General features: G+C 64.6%; 19 protein-coding genes and 1 tRNA gene. 6 read left to right on the plus strand and 14 right to left on the minus strand.

The genetic code is table 11. The annotated features are described in order from the left end of the window. Positions 1 to 22 precede the first annotated feature (22 nt). Both BLU04_RS03240 and arsB read left to right on the plus strand, forming a co-directional pair. Entirely contained in the window at positions 23 to 526 is a 504-nt protein-coding gene (locus BLU04_RS03240; RefSeq protein ID WP_093282151.1) for a DUF6428 family protein, read from the plus strand. An 8-nt stretch (positions 527 to 534) separates the two neighbouring features. Next, a complete protein-coding gene (arsB, locus tag BLU04_RS03245) occupies positions 535 to 1,611 on the plus strand; it encodes an ACR3 family arsenite efflux transporter (RefSeq protein ID WP_093282154.1) in 1,077 nt (358 codons plus the stop codon). A 9-nt stretch (positions 1,612 to 1,620) separates the two neighbouring features. Here arsB and BLU04_RS03250 read toward each other — a convergent pair whose 3' ends face one another. From BLU04_RS03250 to BLU04_RS03275, 6 genes are all read right to left on the minus strand, one after another. Next, positions 1,621 to 2,700: a tyrosine-type recombinase/integrase gene (locus BLU04_RS03250; protein ID WP_093282156.1), complete on the minus strand. Its 1,080-nt coding sequence runs from the start codon at positions 2,698 to 2,700 to the stop codon at positions 1,621 to 1,623. Between the two features lie 200 nt (positions 2,701 to 2,900). After that, a tRNA-Asn gene (locus BLU04_RS03255) sits at positions 2,901 to 2,975 on the minus strand. Positions 2,976 to 3,051: 76 nt separating this feature from the next. Continuing rightward, positions 3,052 to 3,411 carry an Hpt domain-containing protein gene (locus tag BLU04_RS03260; protein ID WP_093282159.1) on the minus strand — a complete coding sequence of 120 codons (360 nt, stop codon included), beginning with the start codon at positions 3,409 to 3,411 and terminating at the stop codon, positions 3,052 to 3,054. Positions 3,412 to 3,526: 115 nt separating this feature from the next. Next, positions 3,527 to 5,542 carry a transketolase gene (gene tkt / locus BLU04_RS03265; RefSeq protein ID WP_093282161.1) on the minus strand — a complete coding sequence of 672 codons (2,016 nt, stop codon included), beginning with the start codon at positions 5,540 to 5,542 and terminating at the stop codon, positions 3,527 to 3,529. Positions 5,543 to 5,636: 94 nt separating this feature from the next. Continuing rightward, positions 5,637 to 6,437 carry an anti-sigma factor gene (locus BLU04_RS03270; protein ID WP_093282164.1) on the minus strand — a complete coding sequence of 267 codons (801 nt, stop codon included), beginning with the start codon at positions 6,435 to 6,437 and terminating at the stop codon, positions 5,637 to 5,639. Beyond that, positions 6,434 to 6,979 carry a sigma-70 family RNA polymerase sigma factor gene (locus BLU04_RS03275; protein ID WP_093282167.1) on the minus strand — a complete coding sequence of 182 codons (546 nt, stop codon included), beginning with the start codon at positions 6,977 to 6,979 and terminating at the stop codon, positions 6,434 to 6,436. Before BLU04_RS03275 ends, BLU04_RS03270 begins: the two co-directional genes overlap by 4 nt. A 161-nt stretch (positions 6,980 to 7,140) precedes the next feature. Between BLU04_RS03275 and BLU04_RS03280 the strand changes: the two genes are divergently transcribed. The 3 genes from BLU04_RS03280 to BLU04_RS03290 are packed head-to-tail and all read left to right on the plus strand — an operon-like array spanning position 7,141 to position 8,888. Then, positions 7,141 to 8,091, plus strand: coding sequence for a metallophosphoesterase (locus BLU04_RS03280; protein WP_093282169.1), 951 nt, complete (start codon positions 7,141 to 7,143; stop codon positions 8,089 to 8,091). Positions 8,092 to 8,095: 4 nt separating this feature from the next. Beyond that, positions 8,096 to 8,509 (plus strand): DUF2231 domain-containing protein, encoded by a 414-nt coding sequence (locus BLU04_RS03285; protein WP_093282172.1) that lies wholly within the window; start codon positions 8,096 to 8,098, stop codon positions 8,507 to 8,509. Between the two features lie 4 nt (positions 8,510 to 8,513). Beyond that, entirely contained in the window at positions 8,514 to 8,888 is a 375-nt protein-coding gene (locus BLU04_RS03290) for a cytochrome c (RefSeq protein ID WP_093282174.1), read from the plus strand. Positions 8,889 to 8,974: 86 nt separating this feature from the next. On the opposite strand, the gene BLU04_RS16255 is transcribed toward BLU04_RS03290, so the two are convergent. The 6 genes from BLU04_RS16255 to BLU04_RS16260 all read right to left on the minus strand — a co-directional run bounded on the left by BLU04_RS16255 (position 8,975) and on the right by BLU04_RS16260 (position 14,455). Beyond that, positions 8,975 to 9,640, minus strand: coding sequence for a hypothetical protein (locus BLU04_RS16255; RefSeq protein ID WP_157895070.1), 666 nt, complete (start codon positions 9,638 to 9,640; stop codon positions 8,975 to 8,977). Between the two features lie 524 nt (positions 9,641 to 10,164). Next, the gene (locus BLU04_RS03295; protein ID WP_093282177.1) at positions 10,165 to 11,442 is read right to left on the minus strand and encodes an MFS transporter; all 1,278 of its coding nucleotides are present in this window, start codon (positions 11,440 to 11,442) and stop codon (positions 10,165 to 10,167) included. Between the two features lie 50 nt (positions 11,443 to 11,492). Beyond that, entirely contained in the window at positions 11,493 to 12,419 is a 927-nt protein-coding gene (locus BLU04_RS03300) for an AraC family transcriptional regulator (protein WP_093282179.1), read from the minus strand. Between the two features lie 12 nt (positions 12,420 to 12,431). Then, the gene (locus tag BLU04_RS03305; protein WP_093282182.1) at positions 12,432 to 12,755 is read right to left on the minus strand and encodes a hypothetical protein; all 324 of its coding nucleotides are present in this window, start codon (positions 12,753 to 12,755) and stop codon (positions 12,432 to 12,434) included. A 25-nt stretch (positions 12,756 to 12,780) separates the two neighbouring features. Then, complete coding sequence (locus BLU04_RS03310) at positions 12,781 to 13,524, minus strand: hypothetical protein (RefSeq protein ID WP_231964894.1); 744 nt, start codon at positions 13,522 to 13,524, stop codon at positions 12,781 to 12,783. A gap of 10 nt (positions 13,525 to 13,534) precedes the next feature. Then, positions 13,535 to 14,455 (minus strand): LysM domain-containing protein, encoded by a 921-nt coding sequence (locus tag BLU04_RS16260; protein WP_157895072.1) that lies wholly within the window; start codon positions 14,453 to 14,455, stop codon positions 13,535 to 13,537. A 181-nt stretch (positions 14,456 to 14,636) separates the two neighbouring features. Here BLU04_RS16260 and BLU04_RS03320 point away from each other — a divergent pair, with 181 nt between their 5' ends. Further along, positions 14,637 to 15,506 (plus strand): phosphoribosylaminoimidazolesuccinocarboxamide synthase, encoded by an 870-nt coding sequence (locus tag BLU04_RS03320; RefSeq protein WP_093282184.1) that lies wholly within the window; start codon positions 14,637 to 14,639, stop codon positions 15,504 to 15,506. A 20-nt stretch (positions 15,507 to 15,526) separates the two neighbouring features. On the opposite strand, the gene BLU04_RS03325 is transcribed toward BLU04_RS03320, so the two are convergent. Further along, positions 15,527 to 16,090, minus strand: a complete 564-nt coding sequence (locus tag BLU04_RS03325) for a hypothetical protein (protein WP_093282187.1) — start codon at positions 16,088 to 16,090, stop codon at positions 15,527 to 15,529. 10 nt (positions 16,091 to 16,100) lie between these two features. Continuing rightward, complete coding sequence (locus tag BLU04_RS03330) at positions 16,101 to 17,573, minus strand: sigma-54 dependent transcriptional regulator (RefSeq protein WP_093282190.1); 1,473 nt, start codon at positions 17,571 to 17,573, stop codon at positions 16,101 to 16,103. Between the last annotated feature and the right edge of the window lie 7 nt (positions 17,574 to 17,580).

The raw sequence follows: 17,580 nt of genomic DNA on the forward strand, positions 1-17,580 counted from the left end.
CAACCCCGTCACTCCTATACCCATGAAAACCTCCGAATTCGTCCAACTCATTGCCGAACACCCGACGAAGCTCCTCCGCTTCCTCGATCACCAGAAGACCGTCGTTCATCCTTCCTATCATGTCTCCGAGGTGAAGACGGCGACGTTCGAGACGGTCGACTGCGGCGGAATGGCCCACCACTGGAAAGAGACGATCTTCCAGCTCTGGCTTTCCGATGATCCCGATTCGGAGCGGGCGATGGCGACGGGGAAGGTGACGGGCATTCTGGAGAAGGTCTCGAAGCTCATTGCCGTCGATCTCGATACGGAACTGCGGATCGAATACGGCAACGAGGAATTCCCTCCGGTCGTCTTCCATATCGACAAGATCGCGGTCGAGACGGATGCAGTCGTCGTCTCCCTTCGTCCCCCGGTGCTGCAATGCAAGCTGGAGGAGCGGGGTAGCTCCTGCGCTCGCCCGGAAGAGGCCCCGGCTGACGCGAAGGAAGAGAGCGGCTCCTGCTGTTCGGGAACCAAGTGCTGCTAGGTCATTCCATGACGACCTCCAATACATCGGTTAAGCAGCTCGACTTCTTCGAGCGGTACCTATCGGTCTGGGTGCTGGCCTGCATGGTCATCGGCATGGCCTTGGGCCTCCTCTGTCCCGGCCTGACAACTCGACTCTCCGAGTTTGAATTCGGGGCCGGCTCCCACGTCAACGTCGCTATCGCCGTTCTGATCTGGCTCATGATCTACCCCATGATGCTGAAGATCGACTTCGGAGGTTTGGGCGGAGTCTTCACCAAGCCGAAAGGGCTTTTCATCACTCTCTTTGTCAACTGGATCGTGAAGCCCTTCAGCATGGCGTTACTCGGCTGGCTCTTCTTACAGAAGGTCTTTGTCGGCGCTGGATGGATGGATTCCGAAACTGCGAAGAACTACATCGCCGGGCTCATCATCCTCGCCGCCGCCCCCTGCACGGCAATGGTCTTCGTCTGGAGCTACCTGACGGACGGCGACGGGCATTACACCCTGGCTCAGGTCGCCATCAACGATCTCATTATGGTCTTCGCCTTCGCGCCGATTGTGATGCTCCTCGTCGGCGTCACCGGGGTACACATCCCCAGCAACGTTCTGTTGATTTCGGTAATCGTCTTCATCGTCATCCCCCTCGTTTCCGGTTGGTTCAGCCGGAGCGTTCTGATTCGAACCAAAGGGCTGCCTTGGTTTGAAGGAGATTTCCTTCCAAAATTCCGGCCTGTCACAATCGTGGCGCTGTTGGCCACCCTAGTGCTGATCTTCGCTTTCCAGGCTCAGAACATTCTCGATCACTGGACAGCAGTCTTCCTGCTCGCCATTCCCATTCTGATCCAGGTCTACTTCAATGCGGGCCTGACCTATTGGTTGATGCGCTTCTTCGGCGTGAAACACAACGTGGCAACGCCGGGAGCCCTCATCGGAGCCAGCAACTTTTTCGAGCTGGCGGTCGCCGTGGCAATCACCCTCTTCGGCCCAAAATCCCCCGCCGCCCTGGCAACGGTGGTCGGTGTCCTGGTCGAGGTGCCGGTGATGCTTTCGGTCTGCCGCGCGTGCATCGGATCGAAGAAGTGGTACGAAGAGAAGGCTTCTTAAAAGTTCATTTCATCGAACCGATTCAGCCAATACTGGCTGCATTTGGAATTCGATGATCTTTTTGGCCTTTTCCGTTTCGTAATGCTCGATAGGGAGGGTGGCAGTTAACGCACCCCTGCCATACGCGGCATGGATGGCCCGCGATTTGTGTCCAAGGTGATTCATCGCGTCCCGTTCCGGCATCCCTGCCGCACGGGCGCGCTGGGCCCACGCATAGCGGTAAGAATGAAGCACCCGACTCTCAATCTTGAGCGTCCGGCAACGGCGTTTGAACTCAGCAGCGCGATGCTTTGGCTCTTCCTGTCGAATGATCGGGAAGAAGTACCCCGTCTGCGGGAGCTGATCCAAAATGGTTTGCAGTTTGGAGCCGATATACAGGCAACTCGCCCCGCCGCCCAATCCGTCTCCCTTCCCTTCCAGCTTCCTACGGGAAAAGGTGATCTGCCGGTTTTCTAGATCGACGTTCTTCCAACTCAAGGTGGCAATGTCGGTCTGAGAACCGCCTGTCTCCCATAGGAGCTGATAAAACAGCCGCCGCTCCGGATTGTTTTCCCGCTCGATGATCCGCTGATGCTCGTCCTCCGGGATCGCCTCAAATTTCTTCCTCCGCATCGTGGGCCAAGCAGCCTCGGCCATAACCGGGGCTAGAAGCCATCCTAGATGTAGAGCGAAATTGTGAAGACGCTTCAGGTAGTGGTATGTCGAATTTCCCGCCTTCTTGTGTTCCAAAACGGTGAAGAGATGAATCGCCTCCGTTTCAATGATCTTCACCGGACGCAGCATGGCAAAGGGACGGCTTCGGAAGGCGCGTTCCTTGCGGTCGCGGGTCGATTCGACCCCCGACTTGACGTACATCTCCATCACATCCGTCCATGTCCGTTGCGTGAACTCGGGCGAGGTGGCCGAGAGATAGGCTTTGGCCATGCTCTTGTTGAGCGAGGGTTGCTCAACGGCTTGGTTTTTCGCCGCGATGAGGCGGCGGGCCTGTGAAAGGTCTTGGGTGCCCAAGCTCTCCTTCTTCATCGTGACGGTATCCCGGGCGTAGTAGGTTCCGCCATTGCGGCGGAAAATCCGGTAACGATCTTTCATCGGTGGTCTCCGTTTCGAGAACGAGACTACCGGCGTTCGGGCAACTTCCCTTAGCGAGCTGTAACCGGATTCAAGACCGTTGAGCACGGCTCATCCGAATCACATCACTATCGGGGCGGTCAGGCCCAAAACTGGGCCCAAGTTGGGCCCACGAGCCTAAATCGAAGTCAGTTCCATTTGCGCATCAAGAACTAAGCAAATGGCTCCGGAGGTAGGGCTCGAACCTACGACCAATCGGTTAACAGCCGACCGCTCTACCACTGAGCTACTCCGGAATGGCAGGGAGGGGGAAGGTAGCAAATGCCTGCAGCCGGTTTCAACCCCTAAGTACGATCTTTTCGTACTTCTCGGTTAGGCGGGGTTGAGGTCGGGGCGCTCTTGGTGGATGAGGGCGACGCTGTCGTTGAAGAGCTGGCGGGCGGTGGCGAGTTCTTCGGGGGTGGGGACGGGGCCGCCGGACTTGGTGCGGGCCTCGATGTCACGCATGAGGTGGGCGAAGGCGAGGAAGCCGAAGGAGGAGGTGGAGCCCTTGATCTGGTGGGCGAGGCGGGAGACGCCGGTGGGGTCGCCGATCTCGACGAGCTTGGTGAAGTTCTGGAACTGGCCGTCGAATTCGCCGACGAGGTCGGCGAAGATGAGGGCGGCCTCGCTGCCGCATTCGCGGCGGATGAGGTCGAGCTGGGTCCAATCGATGAGGGTGGCAGTACCCATAGTGATCTGAAAATAGAAGGTTCGCGGCCCGGGTGCAATCGGTGTTTCGACGGAGGGGGAAAACAAAAAACCGATCTCCCGGGAGAGAGATCGGTTCTTGGGAGCCGGACGGGCCTTAGCGGGCGTGGGCGAGGACGTTCTCGGTGGTGAGGCCGAGTTCCTTGGCGATCTGGGGGGCGGGGCCGGAGGCGCCGAAGCGCTCGACGCCGACGAACTTGCCCGCGTCGCCGATGTAGCGTTCCCAGCCGAGCTTGATGCCGGCCTCGACGGCGACGCGCTTGGTGACGGCCTTGGGGAGGACGCTTTCCTTGTAGGCTTCGCCCTGTTTCTCGAAGAGTTCCCACGAGGGGAGGGAGACGACGCGGACAGCCTTGCCTTCTTCGCCGAGTTTCTTCCCGGCCTCGAAGGCCTGCTCGAGCTCGGAGCCGGTGGCGATGAGGATGACTTCGGGGGTGTTCCCCTTCTTGCTTTCCCAGAAGACGTAGCCGCCCTTGAGGACGTTGGAGGCGCAGGCGATGCCGGTGGCCTCGCTACGGTCGTAGACGGGGAGGTTCTGGCGGCTGAGGATGATGCTGGTGGGGCCGGTCTTGTTCTGGAGGGCGGCGAGCCAGGCGTAGGAGGTCTCGTTGGCGTCGGCGGGCCGGATGACGGTGCTGTTGGGGATGGCGCGCAGGGTGGCGAGATGCTCGACGGGCTCGTGGGTGGGGCCGTCCTCGCCGACGAAGACGGAGTCGTGGGTGAAGACGAAGAGGCTCTGGATCTTGGACAGGGCGGAGAGCCGGATGGGCGGCCGCATGTAGTCGGTGAAGACGAAGAAGGTGGAGCCGTAGGGGAGGAAGCCGCCGTAGTAGGCGAGGCCGGCGACGATGCCGCCCATGCCGTGCTCGCGGATGCCGAAGTGGAGGTTGCGGCCTTCGTAGCTGGTCTTCTGGAAGGAGCCGAAGGCCTTCACGAGGGTCTTGGTGGAGGGGGCGAGGTCGGCGCTGCCGCCGATGAGCCACGGGACTTTGGGGAAGAGGGCGGCGAGGACGTCACCGCCGGCGTTGCGGGTGGCGGCGGGCTTGCCGGCGGGGAACTTCGGGAGGGCCGCTTCGAGGTCGGCGGGGAGGTTCTTGGCGAGGGCGTCCTGGAAGGTCTTGGCCTTCTCGGCGTTGCGCTTCGCGTATTCACCGAAGCCTTTTTCCCACTCGGCGCGCTGGGCGGCCCAGACCTGGCGCTTCTCGGCGAAGAGGGCCTTGACCTTGTCGGGGACGACGAAGAACTGCTCGGGATCGAAGCCGAGGTTTTTCTTGGTGGCGGCGACTTCCTCGGGGCCGAAGGCGTCGGAGTGGGCCTTGTGGGTCCCGGCCATCTTGGGGGAGCCCTTGCCGATGACGGTCTTGCCGATGATGATGGTCGGCTTGCCGACGGTGGCGTTGGCCTCGGTCAGGGCCTTGTCGATCTGGGCCCAGTCGTTGCCGTCGATCTCGATGACGTGCCAGTTATAGCCCTTGAAGCGGAGGGGAACGATGTCGCTGTAGGCGATGTCGTTGTGGCCTTCGATGGAGACGTTGTTGTCATCGTAGAACCAGATGAGGTTGTCGAGGCCGAGGTGGCCCGCCAACGCGGCGGCCTCGTGGGAGACGCCTTCCTGGAGGTCGCCGTCGGAGACGATGGTGTAGACCTTGTGGTCGCTGACCTTGAAGGAGGCGTCGTTGTAGACGGCGGCGTTGTGCTTCTGGCCCATGGCGAGGCCGACGGAGTTGGCGGTGCCGGCGCCGAGGGGCCCGGTGGTGACTTCGACGCCCTCGGTCTCGAACGACTCGGGGTGGCCGGGGGTGCGGCTGTGGAGCTGGCGGAATTTCTTGATCTCTTCCAGGGGGACCGACTCGAAGCCCGCGAGGTGGAGGAGGCTGTAGACGAGCATGGAGCCGTGGCCGGCGGAGAGGACGAAGCGGTCGCGGTTGGGCCACTTGGGGTTCGTCGGGTCGATCTTCAGGAACTTCGTCCAGAGGACGGTGGCGAATTCGGCGCAGCCCATGGGGAGGCCGGGGTGGCCCGACTTCGCGGCCTCGACGGCGTCGAGGGTCAGGGTGCGGATCGTGTTCGCCGTGAGGACTTCGGCGGAGGCGGTCTGGAAGGTATCGGCCATAAGTGGGGTGTTCAGCTAAGGTTGAGGAGGCCTCACGGTAGAACAGGGGGATGCGGGGTGTCGAGGCCCTTTCGCGCTTTACAGAACAGTCCGGCTACGGCGTCCCATGAACGGGGCTCATCTCCGCCGCCCGCTCCCGTTCCTCGATCTGTTTGACGAATTCGAGGAATTCCCCCTTGGCGAGTTCGGAGACGGCGAGGTAGTTCATCCCTTCCTGGGACCAGCCGTAGGTGTGGTAGCCGTTCTTTTTGACGAAGGCGCGGCGGAGGGGGCTGGAGGCGGCGGGCCAGATGAAGAGGTTGATGGCGTGCTTGCGCCGCTGGTAGACGAGGGCGGCGACGGTGCGCTGGTTCAGGAAATCGAGGCGGCCGCCGACGAGGGGGTAGCCGACGGAGGCGGGATCGATGACGGCGGGGGAGTAGTCGAGCTTCCCGGCGAACCACGGCTTGACGGTGTGCTGGTCGGTGGAGGCGACGTCGGTGAGGTGGTCGGCGAGGAGGGAGCGGGTGTGGTCGGCGATGGCCTCGTCGACGAGGCGGTCCCGCCCGCCGGGGAGGAGAAGGAGGGTGGCCACGACGATGAGGAGGGCGGCGCAAGCGGAGGCCCACGCGCCGGAGAGGGGGAGGCTCCACGCCCGGACGAAGAGGGCCTGCCACCCGGGAAGGGAAGGCCGGACGCCCCTCGATTGCGCCCGGATCGCGGCTTTCAGGCGGGGCGGCGCGGGGTGGGCGGGGAGCTGTTCCCGCAGGGCGGCGCGGAAGGCGGCGCGGCTCTCCCGTTCGGCGCGGCAGGCGGGACAGGCGGCGAGGTGGGCCTCGACGGCGAGGCTGGCGGTGAGGTCGAGTTCGCCGTCGAGGTAACTGTCGAGGAGGGGGAGGGCGGCGTGGCACGTCATCGGAGGGCCTCCTGTTTGAGGAGGGCGAGGGCCTCGGCGCGGAGTTTCCCCCGGGCGCGGGAGAGGCGGGACATGACGGTGCCGATGGGGAGGTCGGCGACGACGGCGATTTCCTTGTAGCCGAGGCCCTCGATATCGCAGAGGACGATCATCTCGCGGAATTCGGGAGGGAGTTTCTCGAGGGCCTGCCGCAGGAGATCGGCGCGGGCGGCCCGCCAGAGGGCGGCGTCCCCCTCGCCTTCGGCCTCGGGCTGGTGGAGCTCCTCGTCGAACGGTTCTTCGGCGTCGTGGCGGTGCCGTTTGCGGAGGGAGGTGTAACAGACATGGCGGACGATGGTGAGGAACCAGGCCTTGCACGCCCGGGGATCCCCGCCCCGGAACCGGGCGAAGGCCTTGTAGGCGCGCAGATAGCTTTCCTGGACGGCGTCCTCGGCGTCACGGTCGTTCCGCATCAGCCACCGGGCCAGGTTGTGGGCGGCATCGCAATGGGGGAGGAACCGTTCCTCGAAGCGTTCCCCGGAGATTTCGATGCCGCCTTCCATTGGTACTGAGACACGCGGCCCCCCGTTTTATTCCCGGCGGGGGGGGAAATTCTTTTTTGGGATCTTTTCGGGAATAAACGGGCCGGTGCCGGGGTTGATTCCGTACAGAGGGCGTTCTTCCGCCCGATGACCCGACCTCAACCCCAACCGATCCCCCTCTTATGGACAAAAACGACCTCATTCACGACATCAGCAAGGACGGCGTCGACCGGCGCGGCTTCCTCAAGTGCATGGCCTGGACCGGCACCGGCCTCGTCTGGTCGATCAACGGCGGCATCCTCTCCTCCGCCGTCTTCGGCGCGAACAGCGCGGCGGCGGCGACGGCCGAATTGAATTTCGTCCAGATCAGCGACACCCACGTCGGCTTCAACAAGCCGGCGAACCAGAACGTCCTCGGCACCTTCCAGGAGACGGTGAAGCGGATCAACACGCTGCCGAAGACGCCCGACTTCATCCTCCACACGGGCGACCTGACCCACCTCGCCGCCGACGAGCAGTTCGACACCGTCGACCAGGTCCTGAAGGGGGCGAAGGCCTCCCAGGTCTTCTACGTCCCCGGGGAACACGACATCCTCAACGACAAGGGGGCGCAATACCTTCAACGCTTCGGCAAGGGGACCCAGGGGAACGGCTGGTACAGCTTCGACCAGAAGGGGGTCCATTTCATCGGCCTCGTCAACGTCTTCAACGACACCGAGGGCGGCATGGGCATCCTCGGGGCCGACCAGCTCGACTGGCTGAAGAAGGACCTCGCCGGATTGGCGACGAGCACGCCGATCGTCGTCTTCGCCCACATCCCGCTCTGGGAAGTCTACGCCCAGTGGGGCTGGGGGACGACCGACGGGGCGCAGGCCCTCGCGCTGCTGAAGCGCTTCGGCTCAGTGACGGTCCTCAACGGCCACATCCACCAGGCGATGCAGAAGATCGAGGGGAACATGACGTTCCACACCGCCCGCTCCACGGCCTTCCCCCAGCCCGCGCCGGGGAGCGCGCCGAAGCCGGGGCCGATGGTCGTCCCGGCGGAGCAGCTCCGGGGGATGCTGGGGCTGACCCGGGTTTCCTACGTGGAGACCGATAGCCATTTGGCCATTGTCGATTCGACGTTGGCGTAGTCCGATGCACCTCGATCCGCTCCTTTGGCCGAAGCTCCATGGGGCGAGCGCCCACTTCCCCATCGCCCTGACCCTGGTCGCGGCGGTGTGCGAGGGGGTGGCGCTCCGTCTGGCGGAAGGGCCCCGGCGCGAGGGGCTGCGGGCGACCGGGTTCTATTGCATCGTCGCCGCAGCGTTGGGGACGGTTCCCGCCGTCCTCTCCGGGCTCGTCATGACGCACGGGGAGACGATGGGGCACGATCTCCTTCGCTGGCACCATCTCTTCGTCTGGCCTTCCTTCGCGCTGATCGTCGGTCTCGCGGTCTGGCGATTCAAAGGGGAAACGGGAGAGCGGCTCTATATCGCCGTGCTGATGGCGGCAGCCGTACTGATCTCCCTCGCCGGATATTGGGGCGGGGAGATGATCGTCAACGGGTGAGGCCATGACGCCTTTCCCTACCCCCTTCCGCACCGCCCTTCTCGTTTCGGTCGCCGCGTTGGGCGGCGCTTGGTTCCTGGCCCGGTGCCTCGCCCCGGGAACGGGCGGGCCTCCCCTTCCCGCCCCCGACCTCGCCCAGCAGGTCGCCGCCGGGAAACGCTTCTACGCCCAAAGCTGCCTCCACTGTCACGGCACCGAGGCCGACGGCGAAGGCGAGGACGGCGGGGCCGACCTGCGCGGCCTCCGCCTCAGCCACGCCCGGATCGCCGGGGTGATCCGCAACGGGATCAAGGGAGAAATGCCGCCGTTCCGGAAGAAGTATGGAACGGCGGAGATCGACGCGCTGGTCGCTTACCTGCGGACGCTGCCTGCGCAGTGAAATGGATAAAAGTGTAGACCTGACACCGATGCTAACGAAAAGGGGTCAGGAAAAGGGGTCAGGCATCAATTCTTAAAATTTTTATCCTAGGGAAGCACTCCTCGGAATCGGACCTCACAACGCTCAGCCCTCTCCCCACTAGCATCATAACGCGTAGAAATCCAAGCAACCCTCTTATATCCACGCGATGGAATTGCCTTTGAAAGAAGCTCACGCACAGAGATGTTATTCCCCGTGACTTCTATCGGCGTACCGAAATCGAATCCCACCGAAATAACGTTTCCTTTACTGTCAGTGGCATTTTCCGTCATGGAGTATCCAGAAGCAGCAACAAGAGTAGGCAATCCGAGAGCCTTAACCATACCCATAATAGGTCCTTTATACTTAAAGTTTGGAACCACCCCATTCATTTCATAGTCCTCGCCCCTCCCTAAACCCCGAGCAATGATATGAATTACTTTCTTGTTAGAAGCACTCGGCGAAATATCCGCCATCGGAAGAAGCTCGGAAATTTCTTTTAAATCGAAAGATCCACCGGATCCCGACAAATCCCGCACTCCATCAATATTAACAACGGAAGGAATGGCGAATTTTCCATTTTCATATTTATTTTCGATTGTAAAATAGACATCCAAGACATCACCGAATTTAGCCAAAAAATCATTGAGACCCTGAACGGCGCCATTTCTATCTTGCGCTAAAACCGGAAGATGTACGGCCAAAAACACTATTAATAGAAATATTTTTCTCATGACTAGGGCCAATCGATTTTAACCTTATTGGTGCGGGAAAAGGGGTCAGGCATCAATTCTTGACAGATTTCAGCCACAGCGATTGCTCCTTTTCCCAAGAGGAGCTCCTTCCTTTTGTAACGCTTGACTTGCTGGCTCATTGGCAGCGCTTTTCATTTCCAACCGTTGCGCGAAATCCTGGGCCATCATAATCGATTGCTACAGAGTAAAATTTGTTGGAAATCTTTTTAAGATGAAGAGGCTCTTTCGTAAAAGTCCCCGTAAGGACCCATTGTCGGTTTGGAGAAAGGCCCATTTCTTTTTGAGTCCTTACTACCTCTGTTAATACGTCATAATCATGAGTCGCGTAACTACGATCAGGAACAAATCCCAATACTCCTCCTGCAAAGCATTGGAACATTGGTGTCAGCTCTACACATCACACATTCGCTCTTCCCATGCCGCATTCGCACCCAGTGTAGCCCAAATCTTGCCACAGGCATAGCCGATTCCGAGCGGAATCGGCTGCCCGTGGAGCCGTCGCCTCAGTCCCGCTTCTTCCCCTCGATGTCGGGGAGGAAGCCGGTGAGGAGGCCGATGAGGGGGAGGAAGGCGCAGACCTGGTAGACGAAGTCGATGCTCGTCCGGTCGGCGAGTTTCCCCAGCACCGCCGCGCCGATCCCGGCCATGCCGAAGGCGAAGCCGAAGAAGAGCCCGGCGATGAGGCCGACGCGGCCGGGGACCAGCTCCGTGGCGTAGACGAGGATGGCCGAGAAGGCCGAGGCCATCACGAGGCCGATGAGGACGGAGAGGATCGCCGTCCCGACGAGGCCGACGTGGGGGAGGAGGAGGGAGAAGGGGGCCATGCCGACGATCGAGGCCCAGATGACCCACTTCCGCCCGAAGCGGTCGCCGACGGGGCCGCCGATGATGGTCCCCGCCGCCACCGCGCCGAGGAAGGCGAAGAGGAGGAACTGGGAGTCCTGCACGGAGACGTTGAATTTCCCCATGAGGTAGAAGGTGTAGTAGCTGGTCATCGAGACGAGGTAGAAGTACTTCGAGAAGACGAGGGTCAGCAGGATGCCGAGGGAGAGGACGACGGTGCGGCGGGGGAGCGGGGGGCGCTCCGTGCCGCGCTGCACGGCCTTCGCGAGGCCCTCGGCGAGGCGGCCCCGGTACCACGTGCCGACGCGCATGAGGATCACGATCCCGGCGAGGGCGGCGAGGGAAAACCAGAGGATGTGGCGCTGGCCGTAGGGGACGACGATGAGGGCGGCGAGGAGCGGCCCGAGGGCCGACCCGGCGTTCCCCCCGACCTGGAAGAGGGACTGGGCGAAGCCGTGCCGCCCGCCCGAGGCGAGGCGGGCCATGCGGGACGACTCGGGATGGAAGATGGCCGAGCCGAGGCCGACGAGGGCGGCGGCGGCGATGACGGCGGGGTAGCTGGGCGCGTAGGCGAGGAAGACGAGCCCGCCGAGGGTGATGGTCATGCCGAGGGCGAGGGAGTAGGGCTTCGGATGGCGGTCGGTGTAGAGGCCGACGAGGGGCTGGAAGACCGAGCCGGTCATCTGGAAGGTGAAGGTGATGAGGCCGATCTGGGTGAAGTTGAGGCCGAAGGAATCCTTCAGCAGGGGATAGACGGAGGGAAGGAGGGCCTGGATGGCGTCGTTGAGGAGGTGGGAGAAGCTGAGGGCGACGAGGATGGCGAGGACGGCCTGCTGGCCCCGCGCGGGGAGGGAGGAAGAGGAGACCGCATCGGCGGCGGCGGGCTGGGGTGCGTCTTCGCTGCCCCGGGGCTGGACTGTGGGAACGTCTCTTTGCATCGTTCCTTTATCGCGCGGGGCCGCCCCCGGCGCAACGGGGCTCCTTGGCACTAGGCGGCCCGCCTCTGGTATTTTTCTCGGATTTTTTGACGAAAGGCGGAAGGCGACGCCCCTTCCCCGCGGAGGAAGAAGCGGCCGAAGTAGGAGGGATCGGCGAAGCCGAGGCGGTAGCCGATCTCGGCGGCGTCGAGGTCGGAGTGGAGGAGGAGCCGCTTCGCCTCGAGGAGGCGGCGCTGGCGGACCCATTCCCCGGCGGCCTGGCCGGTCTCGCGGCGGAGGGTGTCGTTCAGATGGTTCGGCGTGACCTGGAGAAGGGCGGCATAGGCGGCAAGCGTCACTGGTTCGGCAAAGCGGCGCTCGACGGCGAGGAGGAATTCCCGCGCCAGCCGCGCGGGCCGGGAGAGGGAGGAGGAAGGGGAGGAGGACGAGGCGGGATAGAGCCGGGCGGCGCGGGTGAAGATGATCTCCAGCAGGGCCCGCATCACCGGCCCCGCACCGGGAAGGCCCGAATCGAATTCCCGCTTCAACTCGGCGAAGAGGGCGCGGAAGCGGGCGGCATCGCCTCCCTTTAAGCGAAGGAAAGGATCGACGCCGGCGGCGTAGAAGAAGGGGAAGTCGGGAAGGCGGCTGGGCGGCGGCGCGGCCTGGTCGAAGAAATCGGGGGTGAAGGAGACGAAGAGGCCGCGCAGCTGCGGCGTCAGGCTCATCGCGTGGACCTGGCCGGGGCTGACGAAGGCGAGGACGGGACCCCGGATCGCATAGTCGCGGAAGTCGTGCATGAAGCGGCCCGCGCCGCTGGCGAAGAAGACCTGGAAGAAGGGATGAACGTGGGGATGCCGCCGCTGGTAGTAGTGGGCGAACGACTCGGCGAGGGTGCAGACGTGGACGCCGTCGGGGCTGAGCTGGGGGCGGCGGTATTCGCCCAGCTGGTAGACGGGGATCGATCTACCTTTGCCCGTGCCGGTGCGGGTACCCATGGGTCCCCCTTCTCAACCGAGGACGTGGACGAGCCAGAGGATCGCGACGATGAGGGCGCCGAAGACGAGGAAGAACCGGGCGCGGTCCCGGCGGCGCATGGCGCTGTGGCGGAGGACGGGGGCTTCCCGCTCGTCCTCGGCCTTCTCGGAAAGGGCGGCGAGGGCGGGGTTCTCCTCGCGGATGCGGAGGGTGCGGGCCTCGGCGGCGGTCCGCTCGGCCTTCTCGGCCATGCCGCGGCGGAGGCGCTCCGTCTCCTCGGCGAGGCGCTTTTCCTCTTCGGCGAGGGCGCGTTGCCGTTGCTCGAACGGATCGCCCGGGGAGTTCGACCGCGCCATAGGATGAGGGGGGGAAGGAGGAAAACTACTTCGCCCCGGCCGGGGAGTTGGCGGCGAGCCAGAGGAGCATCAGGAGGAAGAGGCCGACGAGGAGGGGCAGGCTGTAGGCGAAGCCGCTGCCGACCTTGCCCCAGAAGCCGATCCCCTGGCCCGCCCCGTGGCCGGTCTCGACGTTGAGGGCGTAGGCTTCCTCGCCCTCGGCGACGGCGGCGGCGGCCGCCGCCGCATCGTGGGCCGCCTCGTTGCGCGCGTTCTTCCCGCCGCTGGTCGAGAGGCGGCGGAGGGCCTCAAGGCGGACCTGGGACTGGTTGTAGGCGATGCGGGCCTGGTCGACGGTGGCGAGGGCGCGGGTCAGCTCGTCCTCGAGGTCAGCGGGGTTCCAGTTCTGCGGGAGGATCGACTCGAGCTGGCGCAGGTGGGCGGCGAAGGAGTCGCGGATGAGGGCGACTTCCTCGCACTCGCGCTTGAGGTCGAACTCGTGCTGGTCGAGGAGGACGACGCCGCGGCGGAGCTGCTCCACCGACTCGCGCTGACCGCCCTCGAACTCGTACTGCTTCCGGCGGATCTCCTCGAGCTGGCGCTTCTGCCGCTCGATCTGCTCGCGGCGGCGTTCGAGGTCGAGGAGGACTTCCTCGGCCTGCTGGACCTTCAGGTTGAGGTCGTCGACCGAGAGGGCCGAACCGGCCGAGCTGGAGGCGCCGATGGGGCGGCTGGCCCGGGGGGCGGCGGAGGGGATCAGCTCGTCCTGGGGATCGAAGGCTTGGCTCATGGCGCGGGATTTAGGGAATGCGGATCTGGGTGCCGATCTTCAGCGGCTTCCCCTCGGCTAGGACGTCGGTGTTGGCGGCCTTGATCTTGGCGATGCCGTCGGCGACGTGGCCGGGGTAGAACTGCTTCGCGATCTTCCAGAGGGTGTCGCCGCTGACGATGGTGTAGGGCTGGCCGCCCGCGGCGGTCGGCGAGGTCACGGGGGCGGGCGCGGCCGCCGGGTTCCCGACGATGGGGGCGGGGGAGACGGAGGGCGTGACGGCTACGGCGCGGGGGGCCGGCTCGGCGGGCGCGGCCGCCGCCGCTGCCGAGGTGGCGGTGCTCTCGGCGGTGGCGACCGAGGTGGCGTCCTTCAGCGCGGGGACCGAGGTGGAGGAGGCGTCAGGGGCAGGACCGGACTCGGACTTCACCGAGGAGGCGAGCTTCGAGAGGAGCTCGTTCACCCGCTGGTTCGCGGCGCCGAGGGAATGCTGGAGGTCCTGGTTGTCCTTCTGGAGCTTGGCGAAGACCTCGGCGTTCTGGATCGGGGAGTTCGGCACCGTGGCGGCGAAGCCGACGGCGGCGGCGTTCAGGCGGGCCTGGGCCTGCTGGGAGTTGTCGCCGTTCGGGCGGTCGAGGAGGTATTGGTTGAAGTGGTAGAGGGCGGCGATGGGCTGGCCGAGGTGGTCGCCGTAGAGGAGGCCGAGTTCGTAGTGGGCCTCGGTGACGGCGGGATTGGCGCGGAGGGCCGCCTCGTATTCCTTCGCCGCCTCGGCGAAGTTCTGCTGCTGGATCTGGAGGGTGGCGGCGTGGAAATGGGGATTGGTGTCGTCCTCGGCCGAGGCGGTCTTCTCATCCTTCTGGCAACCGGCGGCGAGGAAAACGAGCCCGAGGGCGGCGCCGAGGGAGAGGAAGAGGGAGAAAGGGCGGCGGGGGAAAGGGGTGGGCGTCATAAGTCGATGAGGATCACGTATAGTACCACCCGAAGCGGCGGGCGCAAGGCGGAACAGAACGGGGGGACGGCGGGAGGCCCCGGGCGCGGCCTGCGCGGGCCTGGAGAGGACCCTTATTTTGCACGACCTTGCACGGCGCATTGCCATCGGGGGTCTTTTTCCCTCACAATCGCCGCTTCCCATGCCCAATCCCGATCCCCTCATCCTCGAATCCCACGGCATCGAACGCCTCCGCAGCGGCAAGGTCCGCGACCTCTACGCGTGGCGCGAGGAACTGTGGATCGTCGCCAGCGACCGCCTCTCGGCCTTCGACGTCATCCTCCCCTCCCTCATCCCCGACAAGGGCCGCCTCCTCACACAGCTCTCCCGCCATTGGTTCGAGCTCCTCTCCGACATCGTCCCGAACCACGTCCTCTCCTACGACCTCCCGGAGGGGATCTTCCTGCCCGAGTGGGAGGGCCGCCTCGTCCGCGCCCGGCGCTGCCGCGTCGTCCCGGTGGAGTGCATCGCCCGCGGCTACGTCTCCGGCTCCGGCTGGAAGGAATATCAGGCGCGCGGCACCGTCGGCGGCTACGTCGTCCCGCAGGGGCTCCTCGAATCGGCGCAGCTTCCCTACCCGCTCTTCACCCCCTCGACGAAGGCCGACCACGGCCACGACGAGAACATCGACGAGGCCGCCGCGCGGAACATCCTCGGCGACGCCCGCTACGAGCAGCTCCGCGACCTCACCCTCACGCTCTACACGAAGGCCGCCGCCTACGCCGCCGCGCGGGGCATCATCATCGCCGACACGAAGTTCGAGTTCGGCCTCACCCCGGACGACCAAGTAATCCTCATCGACGAGGCGCTGACGCCCGACAGCTCCCGCTTCTGGCCCGCCGACCAGTATCAACCGGGCGGCCCGCAGCCGAGCTTCGACAAGCAGTACGTCCGCGATTACCTCGAGACCCTCGACTGGGACAAGCGCCCCCCCGGGCCGTTCCTCCCGCAGGAAGTGATCGAGGGCACCCTCGCAAAGTACCGCGAGGCGCTGGAGCGGCTGACGCGGTAAGGGTACGGCAGGCGTCGCGTTCAGCTCACGTTGAGCGGCTTGTAGCTCAGCGCCGCCAGCCGCAGGTGAGCGACGATCGCCGCCACGGCGGTGAGGCCGGTGATCCAGACCGCCGGGGCGTGCCAAAAAACCTCCGAGGCCGAGTTCGCGAAGAGGAGCCCGAGGGCGACGCCGTTCCCCGCCGCGATCAGGAGGGCGCTGGTGTAATCGTGGAACCGCCGCCCGGCGTTGGCGCCCTTCGCCCACTGGGGCTGGAGGTTGAAGCTCGGGAGGACGAGGCCGGGATTGTTCAGGCTCTCCAGCTCCGAGAGGAAGCGCCGCAGGTTGGCGATCGTCAGCTCGTACTTGAAGTTGAGGAGCGTGAGGCACGCCGAGGCGATGGCGAAGCCGTAGAGAATCCAGAACGAGGCCGTGCTCGCCGTCCCGTCGGGCCGCCGGGTCCCGAGGAGGGCCGCCAGCAGGCCGAAGACGAGCGTCGAGTAAAAGACCAGCGACTGCTGCCGTTGGGCGACCCGCGCCGTCACCTCGTTGTAGGCGGCGATGTAGCGGTAATTGGCGGCGACGTGGTCGTGTTCGGGGGACATGGGGTGGGATTTACTCCGCGTCCTCGCCGGTCAGTTCCGCGCCGAGGCCGAGTTCCTGCTGGTATTGGTTCAGCTTGTTCCGGAGGGTGCGGACATTGATGCCGAGGAGGCGGGCCGCCTCGTTCCGGTTGCCCTTGGTCTTCTTCAGGGCGTTGCCGATGAGCCGCTTTTCCATTTCCTCGACGGTCAGGACTTCGCCCTCGGCCATGACGGGGGCGACGGCGTTCGGCGCGGGGACGCCCGCCCCGACCGAGCCGACGACGGCACCGCCCGCGCCGGCTCCCGCCTTCGCCCCGATCCCGGCGCCGCCGCCGGGGCGGGAGGAGATGAAGTCGTGGAATTCGAGGGCGCGATTTTCCTCGGCGAGGATGACGGCGCGCTCGGCGTAGTTCTGCAGCTCGCGGACGTTGCCCGGCCAGTGGTATTCGGAAAGCTGGCGGAGGGCCTCCTCGCTGACGATCGGCGTCGGCTTGTTGTATTTCTTGGCGAGGCGGTCGAGGAAGCTCTTCAGCAGGTACTCGACCTCGCCCGCCCGCTCGCGGAGGGCGGGGAGCTTCACGGGGACGACGTTGAGGCGGAAGTAGAGATCCTGGCGGAAGTCGCCCGCGGCGATGCTCCGCTCGATGTCGCGGTTCGTCGTGGCGAGGATGCGGACGTCGACGCGGATCGTCCGGTTCCCGCCGACGCGCTCGAATTCCTTTTCCTGCAGCACGCGGAGGAGCTTCGCCTGGAGGCCGAGGGAGATCTCGGTGACCTCGTCGAGGAGGAGGGTCCCGCCGTTGGCGAGCTCGAAGCGGCCCTCGCGGCGGCTGCTGGCCCCGGTGAAGGAGCCCTTCTCGTGGCCGAAGAACTCGCTCTCCAGGAGGTTCTCCGGGACGGCGGCGCAGTTCACCTTGATGTAGGGGGCGTTGGCCCGCTGGCTGTGCTGGTGGATGGCGCGGGCGACAAGTTCCTTCCCCGTCCCGCTCTCGCCCTCGATGAGGACGGTGGCGTTGGTCGGGCCGACGCGCTTGATCAGCTTCTCGACCTCGGCCATCTCGGTGCTGGTGTAGAGGAGTTCCCCGGTCGAGGTCTCGGCGGCGAGCTGCTCCTTGAGATAGTCGTTCTCTTCCCGGAGCTTCCGCTGCTCGAGGAGCTGGGAGAGCGCCATGTCGAACTGGGCCAAGGTGAAGGGCTTCAGGAGGTAGTTGGCCGCTCCCATCTTCATCGCGTCGACGGCCGACTCGATGCTGCCGAAGCTGGTGACGATGATGCACTCGACGGGGCCGAGTTTCTTCACCGCCTGCATCACCTCCAGCCCGTTCCCGTCGGGAAGGAGGAGGTCGATGATCATCAGGTCGGCCGGTTCCTTCTGCTGGGCCTCGATGGCCTGCTGGCAGTTGACGACGCCGAGGACGGGGAGATTCTGTTTCTGCAGATGGCCGACGATGAGCCGCCGGATCAGGGGATCGTCGTCGACAACGATGACGCGTTCGAACTGCATAACGTTC

The sequence above is a fragment of the Verrucomicrobium sp. GAS474 genome (assembly GCF_900105685.1).
Lineage (GTDB): Bacteria > Verrucomicrobiota > Verrucomicrobiia > Methylacidiphilales > GAS474 > GAS474.